This window comes from Vibrio sp. Y42_MX_L11, from assembly GCF_024181785.1.
In the GTDB taxonomy this organism is placed as follows: Bacteria; Pseudomonadota; Gammaproteobacteria; order Enterobacterales; family Vibrionaceae; genus Vibrio; species Vibrio diabolicus.
Map to the genome: position 1 here is coordinate 1 of NZ_JAMZAP010000051.1, position 1,345 is coordinate 1,345.

At 45.8% G+C, this 1,345-nt stretch carries 1 protein-coding gene; it reads left to right on the plus strand.

Translation table 11 applies throughout. From position 1 onward, the window contains the following. Positions 1–81: 81 nt before the first annotated feature. On the plus strand, positions 82–1,104 hold the full coding sequence (locus tag NL643_RS22720; protein ID WP_102552417.1) for an IS110 family transposase: 1,023 nt from the start codon (positions 82–84) through the stop codon (positions 1,102–1,104). The last annotated feature ends 241 nt before the right edge of the window (positions 1,105–1,345 follow it).

Below are 1,345 nucleotides of genomic sequence, written 5' to 3' on the forward strand. Positions count from 1 at the left end.
CGTATGGAATGGACTTCCTCCCTATCACTCAGCCGTTAGTTCTGAGATGATAAATTCACCATTTCATACGGAGATAACAACATGGCTGTGACTGTATTAGGTATCGACCTAGCAAAAAATGTGTTCGCATTGCATGGTGTTGACCACAAAGGCAATACCATTTTATGCAAACCCAAAGTAAGTCGGGCCAAGCTGTTAGAAACGGTAGCCAATATGCCACCGTGTCTGATTGGAATGGAAGCATGTAGCAGCGCTCATTTTTGGGCCCGACTATTCAAAAATGTCGGCCACGAAGTTCGCCTCATCGCTCCTAAGTTTGTCTCTCCTTATCGACTGTCTGGCAAAGCAGGGAAAAATGATGCTGCTGATGCTCAAGCTATCTGTGAAGCAGTTCAACGTCCTCATATGCGATTTGTTAGCATCAAGTCAGAAGAGCAGCAATCGATTCAATGTTTGCACCGAGCTAGGCAGGGCCTAAATGAAGAAAGGACGGCAGTATGCAACCGCATTCGTGGTTTGCTCGCTGAGTTTGGTGTGATTGCTCCTTTATCACCGGAGCGATTGCGTAACGAGTTCGAGAGCATGAAGGTTCACCTTCCAACCTTAGCCGCAACTTGCATGGATGAATTATTTCTTCATATAGACAACATTGAGCGCAGGCTTTTAAAGTTCGACCGACTGATTAAAGAGACGGCAGAGCAAGATGAACGATGCCGACTATTGATGCAACTAAAGGGGGTTGGACCTATGACAGCCAGTGCTCTAGTATCAGCGATCTCTGACGGAAAAGAGTTTCGTAATGGCCGTCAATTGGCGGCCTGGTTGGGTTTAACGCCTTCTCAATACAGCAGCGGAGGGAAACCAAAATTAGGGCGAATTACTAAAGCTGGTGACAACTATATTCGTAGTCTGCTTGTGCAGGGGGCGCGTTCAATGATGGCTAGCGCCGGACGAAAAGACGATCCGCTCAGTAAGTGGGTCTGTGATGTCAAAGATCGCCGTGGTTACTGGCGAGCCGCTATTGCTTTAGCTGCAAAAAATGCACGACACTGTTGGGCAATACTTCACTATGGTGAATCATTCGAAAATTGTTATTCAACCTAAATAAATCTCTTACCACCAATGATGACAACGCAAATATGATAAGGGTTAAGACCCCGCAAGAGGTGCCTGAGAAAACGTTAGGATGTTAAATATCCGATTAGCGTATGAGGTTCTTGCGAGCGTCTTTCATTTTGGTCCGGAACAGAATATTCCAGTATGACCGCTTATAGTACTGCATCTTAATCTTCATTGTGATTGCGTTCAGAGCACCCATTGACATCGGGAGGAAGTCCTTATAGTA